1 protein-coding gene is annotated in these 5445 nt (G+C 73.8%); it reads left to right on the plus strand.

The annotated features are described in order from the left end of the window. Positions 1 to 16 precede the first annotated feature (16 nt). On the plus strand, positions 17 to 5445 hold a 5429-nt coding region (locus AB0K25_RS31635; protein WP_363824001.1), incomplete at its 3' end, for an SDR family NAD(P)-dependent oxidoreductase.

A 5445-nucleotide genomic window follows, 5' to 3' on the forward strand; every position in this document is an offset into this window, starting at 1 on the left:
TTCGGGTGGTGTGGTGGTGCCGACGTTGCGTCGGGGTGAGGGTGGTGTGGGTCGGGTGTTGTTGTCGTTGGGTGAGGCGTTTGTTGCGGGGGTGGAGGTTGATTGGGGTCGGGTCGTTCCGGAGGCTGTCCGGGTCGACCTGCCCACCTACCCCTTCCAGGGCCGCCACTACTGGCTGAACCCGACCGCACCCGGCGGGGCCGACGTCTCGCACGCCGGTCTGACCGCCGTCACCCACCCGCTGCTCGGCGCGGTCGTCGAGCTGGCCGGCAGCGCCGTCACCGGGCTCACCGGCACCCTCTCCCTCGCCGCCCAGCCCTGGCTGGCCGAGCACGCCGTCGGCGACACCGTGCTGCTGCCCGGCACCGCGTTCGTCGAGATGGCGCTGCGTGCGGGCGACGAGGTCGGCTGCGACCACGTCGACGAGCTGACCCTCCAGGCGCCCCTGGTGCTGACCGACCGCACGCCGGTGCACGTCCGGGTGGAGATCGACGAGCCGGCCGGGGACGGTCGCCGCGAGATGAGCATCCACTCCCGGGCCGCCGACGTCGACCTCGGTACCGCCTGGACCTGCCACGCCACCGGCACGCTGGCCCCCGAATCCCCCGACCCCGACGCCCCGGCGCACCCTGCGGTGTGGCCGCCCCAGGGAGCCACCGCCGTGGACGTGCGCGACGCGTACGACGAACTGGCCGACGGCGGCTACCGCTACGGTCCCACCTTCCAGGGGCTGACCGCGATGTGGCAGCGCGGTGACGAGGTGTTCGCCGACGTGCTGCTCCCGGAGGCGGCCCACGCCGACGCCGCCTGCTTCGGCCTGCACCCGGCGCTGCTGGACGCGGCGCTGCACGCGGTGCTCATCCGTGACCGGCTGGCCGGCAGGGACGACCTGCGGTTGCCGTTCGCCTGGCAGGGCGTCACGCTCGCCGCCGCCGGGGCCTCGATGCTGCGGCTGTCGCTGCGTCCCACCGCGACCGGGGCGATCACCCTGACCGCCGCCGACGGCGCCGGCCAGCCGGTGCTCACCGTCGAGTCGTTGACCTTCCGCGAGGTCGACCCGGCCCGACTCGGCACGGCCGCCCGGCCCGACGCGCCCCCGTTGTACGGCCTCGACTGGGTCACCGAGCCCACCGGTGGCACCGTCGACCCGTCGCCGCTGCGGTGCGCCCTGCTCGGGCCGGACCCGTTCGGTCTGGGCGCGGTGCTGACCGACGCCGACCACTACGCCGATCTGCCCGCCCTGGTGGCCGCCGGACGGCAGGTCGACGTCGTCGTGGTGACCCGGCCCGACGCCCCGCAGGGCCCGGCCGTCGACGCGGCGCACGGTGCCGCCAGCTGGGCGCTCACCCTGGCCCAGGAGTGGCTCGCCACCGAGGACCTGGCCGACGCCCGGCTCGCCGTGGTGAGCCGGTACGCGGTCACCACCGACGCGGGCACGACCGCGTCCCCGCCGGCCCAGGCCACCGCCTGGGGGCTGCTGCGCTCGGCGCGGACCGAGAACCCGGGCCGGTTCCTCCTGCTCGACCTGGACGACGACCCCCGTTCGCTGGCCGCGCTGCCGGCCGCCCTCGCCACCGACCGGTCCGAACTGGCCGTCCGCGGCGGGGAGCTGCGGGTGCCCCGGCTGGCCCCGGTGCGCCCCGGCGTGCTGCCGGTGTCCGGGGGCGACTGGCGACTGGACGGCACCGGGTCGGGCAGCGTGGACGGTCTCACCATCGTGGCGGGGCAGACCCCGGTCACCGGGTCGGCCGCCCTCGCCCCGCACGAGGTCCGGATCGCGGTACGGGCCGCCGGCCTGAACTTCCGTGACGTCCTGATCACCCTCGGCGTCTACCCCGGCGAGGCCCGGATGGGCATCGAGGGTGCCGGTGTGGTGACCGAGACGGGCACGGCGGTCACCGACCTGCGGCCCGGGGACCGGGTGATGGGCATGGTGGCGGAGTCGTTCGCCGGCACCGCCACCGTGGACCACCGGCTGCTCGTGCCGATCCCGGCCGGTTGGTCGTACGCCCAGGCCGCCGCGGTACCGATCGTCTTCGCGACCGCCTACTACGGACTCGTCCACCTGGGCGGCCTACGCGCCGGGGAGTCGGTGCTGATCCACGCCGCAGCCGGTGGCGTCGGGATGGCCGCCGTGCAGCTGGCCCACCAGCTCGGCGCAACGGTGTACGCCACGGCCAGCCCCGCCAAATGGGCGGCGGTACGGGCCCTCGGCGTCCCCGCCGACCGGATCGCCTCGTCGCGTACCGACGGGTTCGAGGCGACCTTCCGGGCCGCTGCCCCGGGTGGCGTCGACGTCGTGTTGAACAGCCTGGCCGGCGACCTGCTCGACGCGTCGTTGCGCCTGCTCGCCGACGGCGGCCGGTTCGTCGAGATGGGCAAGACCGACCTGCGTGACCCGGACCGGGTCGCCGTGGACCACCCCGGCCGCCGTTACCAGGCGTTCGACCTGATCGAGGTCGGTCGCCAGGACCCGGACCTGATCCAGCACATCCTGACCGAGATCGTCGACCGCTTCGCCCGGGGGACGCTGACCCACCTGCCGTCGAGGTGCTGGGACGTCCGGTCGGCCGCCGACGCGTTCCGCCAGCTCAGCCAGGCCCGCCAGATCGGCAAGGCGGTGCTGACCGTACCGGCCGCCTGGGACCCCGACGGCACCGTCCTGATCACCGGGGGCACCGGTACGCTCGGCGGCCTGCTCGCCCGCCACCTGGTCACCCGCCACGGCATGCGGCACCTGCTGCTGGCCAGCCGCCGTGGCTCGGCGGCCCCCGGTGCCGCCGAGCTGGTCGGCGAACTCACCGGACTCGGGGCGACGGTCGAGGTCGCCGCCGTCGACGTGGCCGACCGGGACGCCCTGGACGCCCTGCTGGCCGGTGTCCCGGCGGCGCACCCGTTGACGGCTGTGGTGCACACCGCCGGGGTGCTCGACGACGCCCTGGTCCCCGCGTTGACCGACGAGCGGGTCGCGGCGGTGCTGCGTGCCAAGGCCGACGCCGCGTGGCACCTGCACGAGGCCACCCGCCACCGTGACCTTGCCGGGTTCGTCCTCTTCTCCTCCATCATGGGTCTGCTCGGCAACGCCAGCCAGGCCAACTACGCCGCGGCGAACGTGTTCCTGGACGAGCTGGCCCACGCCCGCCGTGCCGAGGGCCTCCCGGCGATGGCCCTGGCCTGGGGCTTCTGGGACCAGCGCAGTGAGATGACCGGGCAGCTCGGTGACATCGACGTGGCCCGGATCGCCCGCCTCGGCCTGGCCCCGCTGACCGTCGAGGACGGCCTGGCCCTGTTCGACGCCGCGCTCACCGCCGACCGGCCGACGGCCGTCCCGGCCCGGCTCGCCCTCGACGCCCTGCGCTCGCCGGCGGCCGGTGCCGTCCCGGAGCTGCTCACCAGCCTGGTGGGTCGGCGTGAGCGTCGGGTCGCGGCGGCCCGGGTGACGGGCAACGCCCTGGCCGAACAGCTCATCGCGCTGCCCACCGCGGAAGGCGACCAGTTGCTGGTCGAGCTGGTCCGGCAGACCGCCGCCGCGGTGCTCGGTCACGCCTCCGCCGCCCAGGTCCCGGCCCCGGCGAAGTTCAAGGACCTCGGCTTCGACTCGCTCTCCTCGGTGGAGCTGCGTAACCGGCTGAGCGCGGCCACCGGCAGCCGGCTCTCCGCAACCATGGTGTTCGACCACCCCACCCCGACCGCAGTGGCGGCGTACCTCAGGGACGAACTGCTCGGCGGCCGGCCGGCGGTGACGGACGCGCCGCTGCCCACCCGGACCGCGACCGACGACGACCACGTCGCGATCGTCGGCATGGCCTGCCGGCTGCCCGGCGGCGTGGGTTCACCGGACGAGCTGTGGGAGTTGCTGACCACCGGCGGCGACGCGATCGGCGAACCGCCCAACGACCGCGGCTGGGACCTCGTCGACCTCTTCGACGCCGACCCGGACCGCCCTGGCAAGACCTACGTGCTCGACGGCGGGTTCCTGCCGGAGGCGGGGGAGTTCGACGCCGGCTTCTTCGGCATCTCGCCCCGCGAGGCGCTGGCGATGGACCCGCAGCAGCGGCTGCTGCTGGAGACCTCGTGGGAGGCGCTCGAGCGGGCCGGGATCGTGCCGGAGGCCCTGAGTGGCTCGGCCACGGGGGTCTTCGTCGGCGCGCTCGCCCAGGACTACGGCTCACCGCTGCACGAGGTGTCCGAGGGCCTGGACGGGCTGCGGCTCACCGGGAGGTCCACGAGCGTCATCTCCGGGCGCGTCGCCTACGCGCTGGGCCTGCAGGGCCCGGCGGTGACTGTGGACACGGCGTGTTCGTCGTCGTTGGTGGCGTTGCACCAGGCGGTGGGGGCGTTGCGGTCGGGTGAGGTGTCGTTGGCGCTGGCCGGTGGGGTGTCGGTGATGGCGACCCCCGGCATGTTCGTCGAGTTCTCGCGGCAGCGCGGTCTGTCGGTGGACGGCCGCTGCAAGGCGTTCTCGTCGTCGGCGGACGGCACGGGCTGGGGTGAGGGTGTCGGGGTCGTCGTGTTGGAGCGGTTGTCGGACGCGCGTCGGAACGGGCACCGGGTGTTGGCTCTGGTGCGGGGTAGTGCGGTGAATCAGGACGGTGCGTCGAATGGTTTGACGGCTCCGCATGGTCCGTCGCAGGAGCGGGTGATTCGTCAGGCGTTGGCGGGTGCGGGGTTGTCGGCGGGTGAGGTGGATGTGGTGGAGGCGCATGGTACGGGGACGAGGTTGGGTGATCCGATCGAGGCGCAGGCGTTGTTGGCGACGTATGGTCGGGAGCATTCCGCGGAGCGTCCGCTGTTCCTCGGCTCCCTGAAGTCGAACATCGGTCACACGATGGCGGCGGCGGGGATCACCGGCGTCATCAAGACCGTCCTGGCCATGCGAGCCGGGGTGATGCCGAAGACGCTGCACGTCGACGAGCCGACCACGCACGTGGACTGGTCGTCGGGAACGGTGGAGCTGCTCACCGAGGCGCGGATGTGGGACGGTGACGGGCCGCGTCGGGCGGGCGTGTCGTCGTTCGGGATCAGCGGCACCAACGCGCACGTGATCCTGGAGTCGGTGCCGGAGCCGGTCGTGGTTACGGGCGACGAGCCGGCGGGGCCGGTGCCGTTGGTGTTGTCGGCGCGGTCGGCGGAGGCGTTGCGGGCCCAGGCGGTGCGGTTGGCCGGGCTCGTCGAGCGCGGCGAATCGCTGGCCGGAATTGCTTCCGGACTGGTGCGGGAACGTTCCCGGTGGGAGCACCGAGCAGTGGTCGTCGGCAATTCGCGCGCCGAGTTGGTCTCCGGTCTGGCGGCCGTGGGATCGGGTTCCGGCGCGGCGTTGGCCGCTGCGGGGAGTTCCGTTTCCGGTCGGGTGGTGTCGGGTGGGACGGTGTTTGTGTTTCCGGGTCAGGGGTCTCAGTGGTGGGGTATGGGTCGGGAGTTGTGGGAGTGTGATGCTGTTTTTCG

Source organism: Micromonospora sp. NPDC049257, assembly GCF_040678915.1.
GTDB lineage: Bacteria > Actinomycetota > Actinomycetes > Mycobacteriales > Micromonosporaceae > Micromonospora > Micromonospora antibiotica.